Source organism: Allobosea sp. GW822-FHT05A11 (assembly GCF_058800455.1).
This window is the reverse complement of record NZ_JBXAMI010000002.1, coordinates 213,388-230,320: the sequence shown is the minus strand read 5'-3', so window position 1 is coordinate 230,320 and position 16,933 is coordinate 213,388. Positions and strand designations below refer to the sequence as shown.

Sequence of the window (16,933 nt, the reverse complement as noted above, 5' to 3'; positions counted from 1 at the left end):
TCGCCATAATCTTGGGTAGAGTTGGCGACGACTGCGGCTGAATGCGTGATTCCGCGTTCACAGCCGCACCGAAACCGGCTCTAATGCCGTCGCCCGACTGAGTGCGGCTGCATGCCCACTCCGGCAGGCGCGGTCCAGTTTGCACCGTGCCGAGATCATCACCCCCGTGCTGCGAGCGTCCTGATCGTGAATGATACGCCCCGCGTCGCCCCGAAGAGTCCGAGCGAGGCCCTCAAGCCCGTAGCGCCTCCCGCGCCGCCGCCGAAGGTCCGCCGCCGCCGGCGCAGCCCTTTCCTGTCGATGCTGAGCGGGCTGTTCACGGTTGCGCTCGTCGGCGCCGGCGTGGTCGGCGCCGGGATCGCCGTCGTCTCGAACCAGAGCAAGGCGCCGGGGCCGCTGGCCAGCGACCGGGCCGTGATCATCCCCAGGGAGAGCGGGCTCACCGAGATCGCCGAACTGTTGCAGCGCGAGGGGCTGATCGAGCACCCGCTTTCGTTCCGCGTCGCCGCCGTCGTCGGCGGTGACTGGCACAAGCTCAAGGCCGGCGAGTACCTGTTCAAGGCGCGTATCAGCCCCCAGGAGATCCTCGACATCATCTCGAGCGGCAAGGTGGTCGAGCATTCGATCACCATTCCCGAGGGGTTGACGAGCGAGCAGGTCGTCGAGCGACTGCGCAACAACGACCTCCTGACCGGCGAGATCGCACAGGTGCCGAAGGAGGGCTCGATCCTGCCCGACACCTATCGCTTCCCGCGCGGTTTTTCGCGGAAGGGCATCATCGATCAGATGGGGCGGAGCCAGAATGCGATCTTGAAGAGCATTTGGCTGCGCAAGCCCGCTGATCTCCCGATCAAGACACCCGAGGAACTCGTCATCCTCGCCTCCATCGTCGAGAAGGAGACCGGGCGCGCCGATGAGCGGCCGCGCGTCGCCGGCGTCTTCATCAACCGTTTGAACCAGAAGATGCGGCTGCAATCCGACCCGACGATCGTCTACGGCCTCGTCGGTGGCAAGGGCACGCTCGGCCGGCCGATCCAGCGCAGCGAGATCACGCAGGCGACGCCCTACAACACCTATGTCATCAACGGCCTGCCGCCGGGGCCGATCGCCAATCCCGGTCGCGCCGCCATGGAGGCGGTGGTCAACCACTCGCGGACCAAGGATCTCTACTTCGTCGCCGACGGCAGCGGCGGCCACGCCTTCGCCGAGACGCTGGAGCAGCACAACCGCAATGTCGGACGCTGGCGCCAGATCGAGACGACGCGGACGCAGCAGCAGGGCGGCAAGCCGCCGGCCGAGGCCGTCGACAAGGTCGAGCCGCCGGCCGGTCCCGACAACCGCACCGAGGCGCCGGCCACGACGCAGCCCGCAGCCGACAATACCGGCTCCGCTGGCGTCCCCGTCGCCCAGCCGACCGGTGCGATTGCGGGAACACGCGCCCGCGCCTTCGACGCTTCGGAAGGCACGACGCGGGATCCGCTGCTCAACAAGAGCTTCGACCTGAACTCGCCCAAGCAGGTGCCGCAGCTCAAGCCCTGAGTTGCAGGCCCCGGAAGGCTCGCAATCCCCATTTTCCGGCGGCAGCCCGCTTGCTGTCATGGATGCGCGCCACTACGGTCCCGCCGATCTTGAATGAAGGCGGCAGGGGCAATGTCCATCGAAAGCATGACGGGCTTTGCCCGCGCGGCGGGAACGGCCGGAGTCCATGGCTGGGCCTGGGAAATCCGCAGCGTCAACGGGCGTGGGCTCGATTTGCGTGTCCGTGTCCCGCCCGGCTTCGAGGTCCTCGCCGAGGCCGCTCGCAAGAAGCTGGGCGCCGCCTTCTCGCGCGGAACGCTTCACGTCAACCTTGCCGTCACCAGCGATGCCGGTCCGCCGCGCCCGCGCGTCAACGAGGCCGTCCTGGCCGCGCTGCTCGAGGCCGTCGAAAGGCTGCCGCCGGCCGCCGGCATCAATCCGCCATCCTATGACGGGCTGCTCGGCATCCGCGGCGTCGTCGACTATGCCGACGAGGCGCAGGACGCGCTCGGCGCGGTCGAGGCCCCGGCCCTTGCCGGCCTCGCAGCCGTCACGGATGCCTTGAAGGAAGCGCGGGCCGCCGAAGGGCGCGCGCTCGAAGCGATCGTCCTCGGCCATCTCGAAACCATCGCCCGCCTCGCCGGCGAGGCGGAGGGGCACCCCGCCCGCAGCACTGAGGCGATCCGCGCCCGGATCGCAGCTCAGGTCGAGGCCCTGCTCGGGGCGAATAACGGCTTCGATCCGCAGCGCCTCCATCAGGAAGCGGCATTGATCGCCGTGCGTGCCGATATCCGCGAGGAGATCGACCGGTTGCAGGCCCATGTCGCGGCTTTGCGGGAATTGCTGACCAAGGGTGGGCCGATTGGCCGCAAGCTCGACTTCCTCTCGCAGGAATTCGGCCGCGAGGCCTCGACGCTCTGCGCCAAGGCCAATGATCCCGGCCTGTCGCGCATCGGGCTCGAGCTCCGCACGGTCGTCGACCAGATGCGCGAGCAGGTCCAGAACGTGGAGTGAGCCGGATGGCTGCCGAGACCCTTCACCCGGCCCGCCGCGGCCTCATGCTGATCCTGTCCTCGCCTTCCGGCGCGGGCAAGACGACGCTCACCCGCAATCTCAAGAGCGAGAACAACCTCGACCTCTCGATCTCGGTGACGACCCGCGCCAAGCGCCCGTCCGAGATCGAGGGCGTGCATTACCGCTTCATCGATCGCGCAGCCTTCGACACCATGCGCCAGCACAATGACCTGCTGGAATGGGCTGAGGTCCACGGCAATGGCTACGGCACGCCGCGCAAGGAGGTCGAGGCCTCGCTGGCGGCCGGGCGCGACGTGCTGTTCGACATCGATTGGCAGGGCACCCAGCAGATCGTCAAGAAGGCGCGGGCCGACGTCGTCACCATCTTCATCCTGCCGCCCTCGATGGCGGAGCTGCGCTCGCGCCTGATCCGCCGCGCCGAGGATGCCGAGGAGGTCATCGTCAAGCGTCTCGCCAATGCCCGTGACGAGATCGCGCGCTGGAACCAGTACGATTACGTCATCGTCAACAACGATCTCCAGGCGGCCTATGAGTCGATCAAGGCGATCCTGACGGCCGAGCGCCTGAAGCGCAGCCGCGCGGTCGGCCTCAACGACTTCGTCGACCAGCTTCTGACTGAAGAGCTGCCCTGATCAGCGCTGCGCGGCCAGCGCGTTCGCCAGCCTGACGAAGCCCGAGACCGGTATCTCCTCGGCGCGCGCCGTCTCGTCGAGGCCGGCGGCCGCGATGATCGGGGCGGGATCGGGCAGCACGGCCTTCAGGCTCTGCCTGATCATCTTGCGGCGCTGGCCGAAGGCCGCCAGCGTCACCCGCTCCAGCAGGCGCCGGTCGCAGGGCTCCGGTTGCGGGCGCGGGATCAATTGCACGATCGACGAGGTGATCTTCGGCGGCGGCACGAAGGCGCTGCGCGGCACGTCGAACAGGATCTTCGTCTCGCAGCGCCAGTTCGAGAGCACGGCAAGCCGGCCGTAATCGGCGCGCTCATCCGGCGTCGCGACGATGCGCTCGGCGACCTCGCGCTGGAACATCAGCGTCAGGGAATCCCACCAGGACGGCCAGGGTTCGAGGCTGAGCCAGCCGACCAGCAATGGCGTGCCGATATTATAGGGCAGGTTGGCGACGATCCGCGCCCGCCCGCCACCGAGATGGGGCGACAGGTCGACCGCGAGCGCGTCGCCGTCGATGACCTCCAGGCGCCCCGGATAATGCGCCGCGATCTCGGCGAGCGCCGGCAGGCAGCGCCGGTCGCGCTCGATCGCGATGACGCGGTCGGCGCCGTTGGCCAGCAATGCCCTCGTCAGCCCGCCGGGGCCGGGGCCGATCTCGACCACCGTCTGGCCGTCCAGCGGCCCGGCTGCGCGCGCGATCCGGCTCGTCAGGTTGAGATCGAACAGGAAGTTCTGGCCGAGCGCCTTCTGCGCCATCAGCCCATGGCGCTCCACCACCTCGCGCAGCGGCGGCAGGTCGTCGATCTGGCTCATGAAGCGGTGTCCGTGACAGTGCGCTCGGCCATCCGGGCGGCGAGCTTCAGGGCGGCGCAGAGGCTGTCCGGCCGCGCGATGCCCTGGCCTGCGATGTCGAAGGCCGTGCCATGGTCCGGCGAGGTCCGGATGAAGGGCAGGCCGAGCGTGACGTTGACGCCGTCGTCGAAGGCGATCGTCTTGATCGGGATCAGGGCCTGGTCGTGATACATCGCCAGCGCCGCGTCGTAGCCGGCCCGCGCGCGGGCATGGAACATCGTGTCGGCCGGATAGGGGCCGCGCGCGTCGATGCCCTCGGTCCGCAATTGGGCGATGGCGGGCGCGACGACGCCCTCGTCCTCATGGCCCATCGTGCCGTCTTCGCCGGCATGGGGATTGAGCCCGCTGATCGCCAGTCGTGGCCGGGCGATGCCGAACCGGCTGCGCAGCTCGGCGGCGACGATCCGGCCGGTTTCGACGATCAACGCCGTGGTCAGAAGCTCGGGCACGCGGCGCAGCGGCTCGTGGATCGTCACCGGCACGACAGCGAGGTCCTCGCACCAGAGCATCATCACCGGGCGCGGCGTGACACCACCCTGCGCAGCCAGATGCGCCAGATATTCCGTATGGCCGGGATGCTTGAAGCCGGCCTTGTAAAGCACTGATTTCGCGATCGGATTGGTCACGACGCCCGCGGCTTCGCCAGCATAGGCCGCGGCGACCGCCCGGTCGATGGAGCCGATCGTGCTTGCGGCTGTCGCCGGATCAGGCTTGCCGGGAACGACGGTGCCAGCCCCGGAAGCGAGCGGAATCACCGGCAACGCATCGGCAAAGGCAGCCCCGGCATTGCGCCAGTCGCAGATATGCAGCGGCACGGTCCATCCAAGCCGCTCGGCGATACGGGCGAGGTGATCGGGGTCGCCAATACAGGCGAATGCGGGCACCGCGCGTTCGCGGCGCTCCAGCCAGGCGCGAAGCGTCAGTTCCGGCCCGATGCCGGCCGGGTCGCCCTGTGTCAATGCGAGCGGCTTGGCCGGCAAGACGAACTCCGCGCCTTGAAGAAGAATCCGGCCCGTCGCTTCGGGCCGGTACGACTAGTTCGACGAGGTGACGCCGTCGCTCGACGAGGAGGCCCCGCCAAGGTTCTGCGAGTAGCTGATCTCGCCCAGCGTGCGCAGTTCGAGGCGGAACATGACCGTGCGCGTATCCTTCGTCGACCCGGCCTGGCGGTCGGCATAGCTCTGCGAATAGCTGATGTCGAAGACCGTGCACTCGTCGGTGTAGTTGATGCCGAACGAGGTCGAGGCGGTCTGGAACGGCCCGCTGTTGGGATAGATCGGGACAGCGGATGCCGCGGGAGCCGCCGCGTAGGCCGCATAAGCGTCCCGGTAGCGCTCGCGATCGTATTTATACTTGTCGAGATCGAACAGCACGCCGGCCCGCAGGCGCCAGTTCTCGGCGACCTTGAGCGAGCCGTTGAGCGACAGGCCCTCGCGGCGGCGCGAGATGCCGAGATCGGGCTGGGGCTCGTAGCGGCCGTAACCGACCGAAGCGGAGATGATGCTGTTGGAATAGGTCGCGGCGGCGTCGATCCGCTGGGCTTCGAAGGTCGTCGAATTGAGGCGCGTCGCGCCGGTCAGGAAGAAGCCCTTGAACGGCGAGAGCTGGGCGCGGGCGACATAGTCGGAATTGCGGGTCTCCAGACCGGAGTTCAGGCCGGTATTGATCAGGTCGCCACCGGCGAAGGAATTCCGCCCTCCGAGCTGGTAAGACTGGCCGATGAGCAGGTTGGCGAAGGCTTCCTGGCCGAAGCGCCCGGTATAGAGCGCTCCGACATTCGCGCGGGTCCCGCCCTCGACGCGGTCGAAGCCGGAGAACTTGCCGCTCCACTCGAACAGGTTGTTGGCGTCGAAGACCAGACTTTGCGCATCCTCGTTGGCGACGCGCAGGCTGTTCGTCTCGTTCGGCCGCGCGACGATCTGCGCCACCGGCTCGATGATATGGGTGCCCCAGCCGGTCTTGGCGACGAACGGGTAGCGGTACATCAGGCCGATCGCCGGCATCACCCGGCCGAAGACCTCGTCCGAGGTGTCGGCGATCGTCGAGACGCGCGAATTGATGAGGCCGCTGGTGTCGGGGTTGATCGAGAAGACGTCGGCGCGCACCGAGGCATAGGGCGTCCACATCTGCCCCAGCGGGTCGATGAAGTTGCGCCGCCAGGCGACCTGGGCGGTCGCACGCGAGACATTGCCGGCAAGGCCGCGCACGAGGCAGTGGTTCTTGTCGTAGACGGCGCAGCCGTCATAGAGCGAATAGCTCGGCGTTCTGATCAGGTAGCTCTTCTGCTGCGGCAGCTCCGAGAAGGCGGCCGTGTCGCGCGTCAGGCTGGTGATGTTGACGTTGAACGAGAGCTCGCCGCCGAGGAAGGACGGCTTGTGGACGCGCTTGTCGTAGTCCAGCACCGGCAGCACGATGGGCTGTTGCTTCTGCCAGTCCTGATAGTTCAGGGGCTGGAAATAATAGCCGCGCAGGTCGAACCAGGCGCTCTCGCTCTGGCCGTTCAGATAGGCCGTCGAGATCGATTCCTGCAGATAGGTCGTGGCGCTGAGGCTCTCGTTGCGGATGCGGTAGTTCTTGTAGAACCAGCGATCCGTCGACATCGAGGCGTTCCAGCCGACGCTCCAGCGCGGGTTGATGAAGAACTTGCCGTTCGTCTCCACCGAACCGCGGAATTCCTTGTCGCGCGGGCCGAGCGGGCTCGCCAGGTAAGCGTCCTTGTCCTGCTGGAAGATGCCGGAGGCCCGGATCGCGTAGGAACCGTTGACCAGCCGATGCCGCCATTCCACCTGGCCGAGGAAGCCCTGGCGGCTGAAATAGGTCGGCGTGAACGTCAGGTCGTAATTCGGCGCCAGGTTGAGGAAATAGGGCAGGCCGACGCCGTAGCCGAGCGCCGAGGTGTTGATGAAGCGCGGCGACAGGAAGCCGGACTTGCGCTTCACCGTCGAATCCGGGCCGGACATGTATGGGATGTAGGCCATCGGGATGCCGGCGAACTCGACCCGGGCATCCTCGTAATAGATCGTCTGCTCGGACTTCTTGTGGATGATCCGCGCGGCGCGGACCTGCCAGAGCGGCGGTCGCTCGGGATTGTCCTTGCAGGGCTCGCAGGCCGTGTAGATGCCCTTGTCGAAGACGAAGGTCTCGCCATCCGTCCGCTCGGCGCGGGGGGCCGAGAAGCGGGTCTTGTCCGGATTCACGACGCGCAGCGAGTCGATGAAGCCGTCGCGGAAATCGTCCGTCAGGTTGAACTTGTCGCCGGTGATGACCGTGCCGTTGGCTTCGGTGATCCGGGCCTTGCCGATGGCGGTGACCCGCTTGTTGCCCTGGTCGTAGATGACGCGATCGGCCTCGATCGTCCGGCCCTGATACAGGATCTGGACGTCGCCGACGGCCGCGACCGTCTTCTTGTCGTTGTCGTAGACGAGTTCACGCGCATCGACGACCATCCGGTCCTGCGGCTTCGCCGCAGCCGTGGTCGCAGGCTTGGGCTGCGTGCCGGCCGCCCGATTCTGGGCATAGGCCGGCCCGGCCAGCAGATAGGCCAGGCTGGAGGCGAGAGCCGTCGCCGCAGCAAAGCGCGCTAGCCGGTTCACTCCTGGACCCATCTCGTAAACTCGAAATTAACCATAGGCACAGTACGTTTCACCCATCTTCCTGATGGAGGAGGGCGAGTGCTCCCAGCATTGCCCCCAATGCTGCAGGCAACCACGCCGCGACGATCGGATTGACGATTCCCGACGATCCGAGTTCCTCCGACAGTTGTGTCGCCACATAGAGCACGAACCCCGCAGCGACGCCACCTATCACCAGTCTGGTCACACCACCAAACCTGAAAAATCTTAAGGAAACGGATGCGGCCACGAGCACCATCGCGATCAGCAGCAGCGGACGCGCCATAAGCGACTGATAACGCAGCTCATAGGGGGTCGTGTCGAGACCGGCGCGCTGCGTCCGGTCGATCACGGCCGGCATCGACCAGAAGCCCACCGCGTCGGGTGGGGTGAAGCTCTGGCGCATCTGTTCCGGCTCCAGCGTCGTGGCGAGCACGTAGCTCTTATAGCTCTGTGGCTCTTCCGTGGCGGAGGTCGTGCGTGCATCGGCGAGCTCCCAGTGCCCCGGGCGCAGCAGGGCCTGCCGGGCGTCGATTCGCTCCTTGAAGCTGCCGTTCGGATTGAAGATGAAAAACGCGACCTGCGACAATCCGTCCTCGTCGGGCAGGGCGCCCGCGGCGCGGATGATCGCCTGGCCGTCGACGCTGCGCTGCCGCAGCCAGATTTCCTTGGAGAGGGCGGATTTGCCTCCGGAGCGGACGAACAGGCGCGTCTCGAGCGCCGTGGCCTTGCGCTTCAGCTCGGCCGCGACGGGATTGTAGATCATGATCGAGATCAGCCCGAGGACCCCTGCGACCGCCGCGGCCGGCTGCAGGAACTGCCAGGCCGAGACGCCGACCGAGCGGGCGACGACGAGCTCGAGCTTCCGGCTCAGCGTCAGCAGCGCGAACATGCCGCCGAACAGCGCGGCGAAAGGGAAGATCTGCTCGGCGACGGCCGGAGCCCGGAACAGCGCGAGCTGGACGATGCGCGGCGTCGTCGCGATCGGGGAATCGCCGGCGCGTCGCATCAGCTCGACGAAATCGAGCGTCCCGATCAGGAAGAAGAACGTGCTGAAGACGCCGACGATGGCGCGCGCGAAGCGCCTGGTCAGATAGCGGCCGAAGGTCGTGAACAGCAGCATCAGGCGCGCCGGAAACGGGCCGCGAGATTGACCAGCGGCGTGGTGAGGGGAGCGACGAGACGGGCCAGTATTGGCTGGATCCGTGCGCCGTAGAAGATGAAGCCTGTCGCCAGGATGATGGCGAGGATCGGCAGGATGTAGAGCAGCGCGGCAGCAAAGGGCGAGCGCACGCTCGCGGTCCAGGCCGCATAGGCCGCGATGCGGGTCGCTCCGACGATCATGATCGCCGACTGGATCGCCAGCGCGCGGCCCTGGCGGGTGGTGCGCGCCTCGCCGATGGCGGCAAAGGCGATCAACATGAAGGCGAGGGGATAGAGCGGCGACGAGAGCCGGTTGTGCAGCTCGGCCCGGAAGCGGCCTTCCTGGATCTTGTAATAGGCTTCGTTGGTGTCCTGCCGGAGCAGCTCCCAGGTCGAGCGCTCGCGCGGCTTGTAGATCACCTTGTCGCCGTCGCCCTCGCCAGGGCCGCCGCTGGCGTCGCCTGTGAGCGCCGACAGGTTCAGGGCATAGCGCTCGAACGAGATGATCGAGGTCGTGCTGGTGTTCTTGGCCTCGCGCTGGATCGTGCCCTTTTCCAGCATCAGGAAGCTCTGGCCCTCGGCCTCGACCGTTCGGCCGCGCTCGGCGAGATAGATCGAGGGCTGCGATGGGTCGCGCCGATCCTGCATGAAGATGCCGACCAGCGAGTCGCCGGCCTTCTCGCGATAATGGAAGGTCACACCGGAATCGAGCGAGACGAACTGGCCTTCCTTGACCACGTTGGCGACGAAATCGGCGCGGATCAGCGTGATCAGGTCGCGCAGCATGCGGAAACTCGCCGGCATCACCGAGATCGTCATCCAGGCGACGATCAGCGAGGTCGCGATCGTCAGCACGATGAAGGGCCGCGTGATGCGCTGCGGCGCCACGCCGGCGGCGTTCATCACGATCAGCTCGGAATCCCCGTTGAGCCGGTTCAGCGTGTAGAGCGTCGACATGAACAGCGCGACCGGCGCGATGCCGGCGAGCAGGGCCGGCAGCGAAAGCAGCGTCACGGTCAGGAAGATCAGGACCGTCTGGCCCTTGCCGGTGATGAGATCGACCTCGCGCAGGGCCTGCGTGACCCAGATCACGCCGGTCAGGCCGAGCAGGAGCACGATCGCCGCCACCGCCGCGATCTTCAGGATGTAGCGATCGAGGCGGTTGAGAAGCACGCGTCGTTTCCGGAGAAGGAGAGCAAGGCGCTCCCCGAGGTGGTTCGTCGGACACACCCTATGGTATAGGCGCGACCATGGCGCAAACGGGAATCGTTTGCCCTCTGCCGTCAATTGTCCTTCCCCTGTCATTTTCGCAAGATTGTGAGCGGATCATGTCGCAGCGCCTGAAGCTCGAGATCAAAGCCCTGGATGCCGTCGAAGGGCAGGATCTGGTGATCCTCGTCTCGGACCGGCTTGCCGTGCCCGACGCGGCGCAGGAATGGGCGGGTGAGGGCGCGCAGGCGCTGCTGACCCGGGCCGCCGCCGCCGAGCGTTTCAAGGGCAAGGCCCTGGCCGGGCTGACGCTGCCGTCGCCGGAAGGTGCCTCCTATGAGCGCCTGATCGTCGTCGGCGTCGGGCCTGAGGACGAGCGCACCAAGCTGGATTTCGTCAAGCTGGGCGGCGTCATCGCCGGCCGGCTCGGCGCCGGCCGCAGCGCCGAAATCATTCTCGCGTTGCCTGAAGGCGCGCTCGAGGCGAAGCAGGCCGCCGATATCGCGCTCGGCCTTCGGCTGCGGACCTATGCCTTCGACCGCTACAAGACCAAGAGCAAGGACAAGGATGAGGCCGAGCCGCTGACGGTCACGCTGCGCGCCGCCGATCCCTCGCCGTTGAAAAAGGCTCTGAAGACGACTGACGCCATCGCTGCCGGCGTGATCCAGGCGCGTGACCTCGTCAACGAGCCGCCGAACGTTCTTTATCCGGAAGAGTTCGCCGACCGTGCCGCCAAGCTCGAGAAGCTGGGCGTCGAGATCGAGATCCTCGACGAGAAGGCGCTGAAGAAGATCGGCATGCGCGCTCTGCTCGGCGTCGGCCAGGGCTCGCGCCGCGAAAGCCGCGTCGTCGTCATGCGCTGGAACGGTGCAAAGAAAGATGCGCAGCCGGTCGCGTTCGTCGGCAAGGGGGTGACCTTCGACACCGGCGGCATCTCGCTGAAGCCGGGCGCCGGCATGGAGGACATGAAGGGCGACATGGCGGGCGCGGCCTGCGTCGTCGGCCTGATGCAGGCGCTGGCCGGCCGCAAGGCCAGGGTCAACGCGATCGGCGTGATCGGCCTCGTCGAGAACATGCCTGACGGCAACGCCCAGCGCCCCGGTGATATCGTGACTTCGCTCTCCGGCCAGACCATCGAGATCATCAATACCGATGCGGAAGGCCGCCTCGTTTTGGCGGATGTGCTCTGGTACACGCAGGAGCGCTTCGAGCCGCGCTTCATGATCAATCTGGCGACGTTGACCGGCGCTATTCTCGTTGCATTGGCGCAGGAGAATGCCGGCCTGTTCAGCAACGACGACGAGCTCTCCGCCCGCCTGACGGCGGCCGGCATCGCCACCGGCGAGACGGTCTGGCGCATGCCGCTCGGCAAGGCCTACGACAAGATGATCGATTCGAAATTCGCCGACATGAAGAACTCTGCCGGTCGTTATGGCGGCTCGATCACCGCGGCGCAGTTCCTGCAGCGCCATGTCGACGACACGCCCTGGGCGCATCTCGACATCGCGGGAACCGGAATGGCCGCCGCGAATTCCGAGATCAACCGCTCCTGGGGGCCGGGCTGGGGCGTGCGCCTGCTCGACCGGCTGGTCGCCGACCATTACGAGGGCTGATTCGCTTTCTGCGGACATGCCGGCAACCCTTTAGGATATAAGGCTTCGATGGCCGAGATCCTGTTCTTCCATCTGCAGTCCCGCCCGCTGGAGCAGGTCCTGCCGACGATCCTCGATCGCGCCTTGTCGCGCGGCCAGAAGGTCGTCGTCGAGGTCGGCGGCCAGGAGCGGCTGAGCGTGCTCGACGACCACCTCTGGACCTATGCTGAAGAAAGCTTCCTGCCGCATGTCACGGCACTGGAGGCCGATGCGGCGAGCAATCCGATTGTGCTGACGACGCAGGCGCATAACCCGAATGCCGCACAGGTCCGGGTCTGCGCCGACGGGGTCCGCATTCCCGACGCAATGCAGGACTACGAGCGCGTCGTCCTGATATTCGATGGTGACGATCCCGAGGCGCTTGCTGCCGCCCGCGAGGATTGGAAGAAGGCCAGGGCCTCGGGCCATGCCGCCAGCTATTGGCAGCAGGACGACGCCGGCCGTTGGGAGAAGAAAGCGTGAGACTGCCTGTTCTGTTGCTCTGCACTGCCGCCCTTGCCGGCTGCTCGGTCGATATGGGCGGTTTCGCCTTCCAGTCGGAGACGAAGGGCGGCGTCACCACGACGACGACGACCTCCGGCAGCGCCGGCATCTCGACGCAGGAGCCGGTCCTGACGCCGGAAGGTGAGTGCAGCGTCGGCGCCTCGCTCGACCCTTCGACCCGGCCGCTGCCGAAGGAGATCGCGCCCGGCATCACCGAATGCGAACTGGTGAAGCTGAAGGGCGGGCGCCCGACCGATGTGCTGGTCGGCGAAAGCGGCAAGGGCCAGCGCGAGGTCCAGGTGCTCTATTCCGAGCCCGGCGGCCGCGAGATCTACATGTTCACCGACAACCGCCTGAGCCGGATCGTCAAGCCCGGGCAGGGGGATCCGGGGGCGGTCGCGTCTTCACGCTAGCGGCTTTGGCGCCGGGCTCGGTGGGCCATCAGCGACCTGAAAAGCGGGGCGCAGCAGAGCGCGACGATCGCGCCAGTGACCGACCAGCCGATCGCGCCGCCGCCGAGAATCTCCTGGCCGAGATACGCGCCACTGAAACATCCGGCCAGAGCCAATGGGATTTGCCAGAGGATCGTCGCGACGGACATCGGGCTTCTCCGGACAGGCGCCTGTTCTATCGCGAGCCGTTATATTGCGGGATGCGGTTCTTGCTCCCGAAAATCAGCCCTTGCGGGTCCCGATTCACATTGCGCAGCGTACGGTCGAAGCCGGAGAGGGCGCGGCTGCCGTCCGAGGTGAATGTTTCGACCTTCTGCAGCCCGCTTCCCGTGAACTGGATGATCTTCGCCGCCACCGCCGCCGAGCTCCGGTCCAGATTGTCTGCGAGCGTGCGCAGGGATTTCGCCGCCTCGGCAACGTCTTCGAAGACGCTTCCCCCGTTTTCTCTCCCGGCACCGGTCAGGAAGGCTTGCGTGCCTTTCAGCACGCCATCGACCTGATCGGCGGCCCTGTTGAGCTTCTCGCTCATCGAGGCGACGCTCCGCACCGTCTTGCCGATGTCGGGAGCGGCAGCGCTCAGTTTTGCGGTAAGCTGATCGGCATCGTCGATGACTGAAGCGACCCGATCCTTGTCGACGGATCGGAGGGTCTCCATGAAACCTTCGCTGAAGTCTTTCAGCTTGTCCGGAAGCGGCGTGATGAATTCGGCCGCCGAGCTGACGCTCTGCATGAACTTGTCGACCTCGGACGAATTGCTGTTGAGCGTGGCCGACAGGTTCTCCACGTATTTGATCTTCTCGGTCACGGGCCCCGCATTGGCCTGGATTGCGGCATCGATGCCGACGAGAGCCTCATCGATGCCCTTCGCGATGGATCCGACCTTTTCGAAGATGCTTTCGGAGGATTCCGCGATGATCGTCGGAAGAGCCTGCCCTGGCCCGGCGATCAACGGAGCAGCGGCGGGGCTGCCGCCGCGAAGCTGCACGGCGACGATCCCGGCCAGGCCCTGGCCTTCGAGGCGGGCGCTCGTGTCGACGCGCAACGGAGCCGATTGGCTGATCTTCAGGATGGCGTAGATCTGGCGCGGATTATCCGGCTCGATGTCGATGTCCCGGACCTCGCCGATGCGCAGGCCGTTGAACAGCACGCTGGAGCCACGGCCGAGGCCGGAGACCTTGCCGTTGAAGACCACCTTGACGTCGATGGTGTCGCCTTGCCCCCGGCTGAACCAATAACCGAGCCCGAACAGCACAGCGAGCACGACCAGCGTAGCCAGACCGATCAGCGCATGAGCTGCTCGCGATTTCATCGGCGGAATTGTCTTTCATTGCCAGGTGGAGCGGCCATCCGAGTCGACAGCATAGTCTACTGTCGCGACGGCCACGAGGCGATCGGCGACCCATCCGCTTGTTTTCGCCCAATCTGCAACGCATCATCGCGGCATGACGAAATATCTCATCTCCTTTCCGAGCGAGGCGATGGTGCTCCCGGACGAGGAGCTGAACGCCGCCTCCGTCGACTCCCATGCGGTGATCGAGGAGGCCAAGGCGGCCGGCGTTTATGTCTTCGGCGGCGGGATCAACGAGCCGGTCGCCCCCGTGCTCGTCTCCGCCGATGGATCGGTGTCCGGGGAGATTTATCCGGGCAGCCGCCTCAATGGCGGCTTCGCGGTGCTGGAGCTGCCGACGCGCGAAGAGGCGGTGAAATGGGCGGCGAAGCTCGCGCGGGCCTGCCGCTGCGCGCAGGAACTGCGCGAGTTCATGTATGATCCGGCCAGCTAGGATGGCCGTTGCCAGCTTCCGCCGAGCACGCCATTCGCCGGCGATAGCCGCCATCGGAGATCGCCGCCCATGATCAGATTTGCCATCGTTGCGGCGTTGGTCGCGGTCGCCTTTGGCGCTGCCGATGACGCGCTCGCTGCCGGTTCATGCCGGCCGACGCGAGACGGCAAGGACCGCATGGAAAGGTCCGGCGGCTGCCCGAGCGGCTATGTCGTGCGCGGCGCCTGCTGCGAATCCGTCCGGCCGATCTCGCAGCCCACCGGCCCGCATACCTGCCCGCCCGGCACCATGCTGAGGCTCGGCGCTTGCGTCCCGCGCCCGTAGGTCACACCGGTCGCGGCTGCGCCGCATTCCGGAGACCTGACGCCTCAGGCACTCTCCAGCTCCTCGCCGAGCAGCAGCCATTCCTCCTCCGCCGCCGCCAGCGCCTCCGACAGCTCCGCCCGCTGGCGCGAGATCTGGATCGCCTTGTCGGGATCGCGGGCAAAGGCGCCGTTGGCGAGCGCCGCATCGACCTTCTCGATCAGTCCGGTCAGCTTGGCGATGCGCGCCTCGGCGAGGTTGAGCTTCTGCCTGAGTGGCCCCTGCGCGGCCCGTTTCGTCGCCGCTTCCTTGCGTTCGTCGGCCTTGGGCTTGGCAGTCGCATCCGGCGCCGGCTTGCCGCGCTTCTCGGCCTTGGCGGCGCCCAGCACATAGGTGCGGTAATCGTCCATGTCGCCGTCGAAATTCTTCACCGTCCCGCCACCGACGAGCCAAAGCCGGTCGGCGCAGGCCTCGATCAGGAAGCGGTCGTGGCTGACGAGGATGACGGCGCCGGGATAGTCGTTGATCGCGGTGACCAGCGCCGTGCGGCTGTCGATGTCGAGATGGTTGGTCGGCTCGTCGAGGATCAGCAGATGCGGCCCATGGAAGGTCGCGAGCCCCAGCATCAGGCGCGCCTTCTCACCGCCGGAGAGCAGCTTCACCGGCGTATCGGCCTTGTTCGCAGGGAAGCCGATCTGCGCCGCCTTGGAACGGACCTTCGCTTCCGGCGCATCCGGCATGAGGTCGCGCAGATGGCCGACCGGCGTGTCCTCGATCCGCAATTCGTCGAGCTGGTGCTGGGCGAAATAGGCCGTTTCCAGCTTGCTCGACTTCTTCATCTCGCCGGACATGGCGTCGAGCCTGCCGCCGATCAGCTTGCAGAAGGTCGATTTGCCGTTGCCGTTCGAGCCGAGCAGCGCGATGCGGTCGTCGGGCGCGAGCGAGAGGTTGAGGCGGGACAAGACCTTGCGCTCGCCATAACCGGCGGCGGCATCCTCCAGCACGATCATCGGCGGCGAGAGCGGCTTTTCCGGACCGGGGAAGGAGAAGGGCTGCACGTCGCGGTCGACGATCGCGGCGATGGTCTGCATCTTCTCCAGCCGCTTGACGCGTGACTGCGCCTGCCGGGCCTTGGTCGCCTTGGCCTTGAAGCGGTCGACGAAGGACTGGAGATGCTTGCGTTCGGCGTCCTGCTTCTCCTTGGCGCGGGCGAGCTGCATCTGCTTCTCGGCGCGCTGCTTCTCGAAGGAGGAATAGCCGCCGCGATAGAGCGTCAGCTTGCCCTGGTCGAGATGCATGATGTGGTCGACCGAGGTGTCCAGCAATTCGCGATCGTGGCTGATGACGATCACGGTGTGCGGATAGCGCTCGAGGTAGTCGTAGAGCCAGAGCGTGCCTTCGAGGTCGAGATAGTTGGTCGGCTCGTCGAGCAGCAGCAGGTCGGGCTCGGAGAACAGCACGGCGGCGAGCGCGACGCGCATGCGCCAGCCGCCCGAGAAATCGGAGCAGGGGCGCTGCTGCGCCTCCTCGTCGAAGCCGAGCCCGTGCAGCACCATCGCCGCGCGGGCTGGGGCCGAATGCGCACCGATATCGGCAAGCCGCGTGCCGATCTCGGCGATGCGGTGCGGATCGGTCGCGGTCTCCGCTTCCGTCATCAAGGCCGAGCGCTCGGTATCGGCCGCGAGCACGACCTCGATCAGCGTCTCCGGGCCGCCCGGCGCCTCCTGCGCGACGCCGCCGATGCGCCGGCCCCGCGGCAGGCTGATCGTGCCGCTCTCGGTGCCGAGATCGCCGGTGATGATCTTGAACAGCGTGGTCTTGCCGGTGCCGTTGCGGCCGACGAAGCCGACGCGCGCGCCATCCGGGATGGCGGCACCGGTATGGTCGAGCAGCAGGCGTTCGCCGAGGCGGTAGGTGATGTCGTTGATAGTGAGCATGGCGCGCCCGTTTAGGCTTGCCGCGCTCGAAAAGGCAATCGAAAGCCGGAACAAGCGGCCGCTGTCACCGTTTCGTCAAAATCTCGCCTTGGGGCCGCCCGCACCGGGCATCACCCAAGGGAAACCGGGTCAACCGCGATTCGCCGAGGCTATCTTCATGGATACCCGCCTGTCCTACGCCAGCTCCCGCCGTGCCTCCGCTACGGCCTCGCTCATGGTCATCGTCTCGATCATCATCGGCAGCGCTGCCGCGCTCGCCGCGTTGGTGCCACTGAGCTGAGGCTCCCCA

The 16,933-nt window shown here is 66.6% G+C and carries 17 protein-coding genes; 9 read left to right on the top strand and 8 right to left on the bottom strand.

What is annotated here, in order from left to right; translation table 11 throughout:
* The first annotated feature begins 186 nt into the window (after positions 1 to 186).
* The 3 genes from mltG to gmk all read left to right on the top strand — a co-directional run bounded on the left by mltG (position 187) and on the right by gmk (position 3,185).
* Positions 187 to 1,539, top strand: coding sequence for an endolytic transglycosylase MltG (gene mltG / locus AC1RLU_RS06480; protein ID WP_244492846.1), 1,353 nt, complete (start codon positions 187 to 189; stop codon positions 1,537 to 1,539).
* A 111-nt stretch (positions 1,540 to 1,650) separates the two neighbouring features.
* Entirely contained in the window at positions 1,651 to 2,532 is an 882-nt protein-coding gene (locus AC1RLU_RS06475; RefSeq protein ID WP_492794567.1) for a YicC/YloC family endoribonuclease, read from the top strand.
* Positions 2,533 to 2,537: 5 nt separating this feature from the next.
* Positions 2,538 to 3,185: a guanylate kinase gene (gmk, locus tag AC1RLU_RS06470; RefSeq protein ID WP_061968109.1), complete on the top strand. Its 648-nt coding sequence runs from the start codon at positions 2,538 to 2,540 to the stop codon at positions 3,183 to 3,185.
* Here gmk and rsmA read toward each other — a convergent pair whose 3' ends face one another.
* From rsmA to lptF, 5 genes are read right to left on the bottom strand one after another with little or no spacing between them, the layout of a single operon-like run.
* Positions 3,186 to 4,034: a 16S rRNA (adenine(1518)-N(6)/adenine(1519)-N(6))-dimethyltransferase RsmA gene (rsmA, locus tag AC1RLU_RS06465; protein WP_492794566.1), complete on the bottom strand. Its 849-nt coding sequence runs from the start codon at positions 4,032 to 4,034 to the stop codon at positions 3,186 to 3,188. It lies immediately after the preceding gene.
* Positions 4,031 to 5,053, bottom strand: a complete 1,023-nt coding sequence (gene pdxA, locus AC1RLU_RS06460) for a 4-hydroxythreonine-4-phosphate dehydrogenase PdxA (protein ID WP_492794564.1) — start codon at positions 5,051 to 5,053, stop codon at positions 4,031 to 4,033. Before pdxA ends, rsmA begins: the two co-directional genes overlap by 4 nt.
* 54 nt (positions 5,054 to 5,107) lie before the next feature.
* Complete coding sequence (locus AC1RLU_RS06455; RefSeq protein ID WP_492794563.1) at positions 5,108 to 7,666, bottom strand: LPS-assembly protein LptD; 2,559 nt, start codon at positions 7,664 to 7,666, stop codon at positions 5,108 to 5,110.
* Between the two features lie 49 nt (positions 7,667 to 7,715).
* On the bottom strand, positions 7,716 to 8,807 hold the full coding sequence (gene lptG / locus AC1RLU_RS06450; RefSeq protein ID WP_061968103.1) for an LPS export ABC transporter permease LptG: 1,092 nt from the start codon (positions 8,805 to 8,807) through the stop codon (positions 7,716 to 7,718).
* Entirely contained in the window at positions 8,807 to 10,000 is a 1,194-nt protein-coding gene (lptF, locus tag AC1RLU_RS06445) for an LPS export ABC transporter permease LptF (RefSeq protein ID WP_061968101.1), read from the bottom strand. The genes lptG and lptF overlap by 1 nt, the downstream gene beginning before the upstream one ends.
* 155 nt (positions 10,001 to 10,155) lie before the next feature.
* Between lptF and AC1RLU_RS06440 the strand changes: the two genes are divergently transcribed.
* From AC1RLU_RS06440 to AC1RLU_RS06430, 3 genes are read left to right on the top strand one after another with little or no spacing between them, the layout of a single operon-like run.
* Complete coding sequence (locus AC1RLU_RS06440) at positions 10,156 to 11,649, top strand: leucyl aminopeptidase (protein ID WP_492794561.1); 1,494 nt, start codon at positions 10,156 to 10,158, stop codon at positions 11,647 to 11,649.
* Between the two features lie 48 nt (positions 11,650 to 11,697).
* Positions 11,698 to 12,150 (top strand): DNA polymerase III subunit chi, encoded by a 453-nt coding sequence (locus tag AC1RLU_RS06435; RefSeq protein WP_492794559.1) that lies wholly within the window; start codon positions 11,698 to 11,700, stop codon positions 12,148 to 12,150.
* Complete coding sequence (locus AC1RLU_RS06430; protein WP_091859094.1) at positions 12,147 to 12,584, top strand: hypothetical protein; 438 nt, start codon at positions 12,147 to 12,149, stop codon at positions 12,582 to 12,584. Before AC1RLU_RS06435 ends, AC1RLU_RS06430 begins: the two co-directional genes overlap by 4 nt.
* Here AC1RLU_RS06430 and AC1RLU_RS06425 read toward each other — a convergent pair.
* Both AC1RLU_RS06425 and AC1RLU_RS06420 read right to left on the bottom strand, forming a co-directional pair.
* Positions 12,581 to 12,772: a hypothetical protein gene (locus tag AC1RLU_RS06425; RefSeq protein WP_492794558.1), complete on the bottom strand. Its 192-nt coding sequence runs from the start codon at positions 12,770 to 12,772 to the stop codon at positions 12,581 to 12,583. The genes AC1RLU_RS06430 and AC1RLU_RS06425 overlap by 4 nt on opposite strands.
* 26 nt (positions 12,773 to 12,798) lie before the next feature.
* Complete coding sequence (locus tag AC1RLU_RS06420) at positions 12,799 to 13,932, bottom strand: MlaD family protein (protein ID WP_492794556.1); 1,134 nt, start codon at positions 13,930 to 13,932, stop codon at positions 12,799 to 12,801.
* Between the two features lie 133 nt (positions 13,933 to 14,065).
* Here AC1RLU_RS06420 and AC1RLU_RS06415 point away from each other — a divergent pair, with 133 nt between their 5' ends.
* Positions 14,066 to 14,404: a YciI family protein gene (locus AC1RLU_RS06415; RefSeq protein ID WP_492794554.1), complete on the top strand. Its 339-nt coding sequence runs from the start codon at positions 14,066 to 14,068 to the stop codon at positions 14,402 to 14,404.
* 69 nt (positions 14,405 to 14,473) lie between these two features.
* Positions 14,474 to 14,728 carry a hypothetical protein gene (locus AC1RLU_RS06410; protein WP_492794553.1) on the top strand — a complete coding sequence of 85 codons (255 nt, stop codon included), beginning with the start codon at positions 14,474 to 14,476 and terminating at the stop codon, positions 14,726 to 14,728.
* Positions 14,729 to 14,772: 44 nt separating this feature from the next.
* On the opposite strand, the gene AC1RLU_RS06405 is transcribed toward AC1RLU_RS06410, so the two are convergent.
* Positions 14,773 to 16,644, bottom strand: a complete 1,872-nt coding sequence (locus AC1RLU_RS06405) for an ABC-F family ATP-binding cassette domain-containing protein (RefSeq protein ID WP_061968088.1) — start codon at positions 16,642 to 16,644, stop codon at positions 14,773 to 14,775.
* Between AC1RLU_RS06405 and AC1RLU_RS06400 the strand changes: the two genes are divergently transcribed.
* Positions 16,643 to 16,924 (top strand): hypothetical protein, encoded by a 282-nt coding sequence (locus AC1RLU_RS06400; RefSeq protein ID WP_061968086.1) that lies wholly within the window; start codon positions 16,643 to 16,645, stop codon positions 16,922 to 16,924. The genes AC1RLU_RS06405 and AC1RLU_RS06400 overlap by 2 nt on opposite strands.
* Positions 16,925 to 16,933: the final 9 nt, after the last annotated feature.